1 protein-coding gene is annotated in these 269 nt (G+C 55.4%); it reads left to right on the top strand.

Features of this window, described 5'->3' with window-relative positions; translation table 11 throughout:
- A partial coding sequence (locus R0J87_RS20785; RefSeq protein WP_498888629.1) for a hypothetical protein occupies nt 1-269 on the top strand: 269 nt, incomplete at both ends.

Genomic DNA, 269 nt, shown 5'->3' on the forward strand with positions numbered 1-269 from the left:
GATTTTAGGGGTGCTGGCGGGCGTCAATAGTTTACTGGCATTAGTGACTGGCATTTCGATGGCAGCCCTTGGAGTCGAGAGTGTGGATCTCTATGGCTCTTTGTTATATGGTGTGGCGCTGGGTGCCACTGGCTTCTTTTTTGCGGCATTCACAGCGGTGCTCGCGCAATTGACCCAGAACGCGCGGGCCACGACAGGATTATCGATTGCTGCGCTGCTCGCCTTTTACATGATCCGGGCAGTAGGCGACGTCATGAGCGAACCACTGG

Origin of the sequence: Halomonas sp. SIMBA_159 (genome assembly GCF_046536035.1) — a bacterium.
Lineage (GTDB): Bacteria > Pseudomonadota > Gammaproteobacteria > Pseudomonadales > Halomonadaceae > Vreelandella > Vreelandella venusta_A.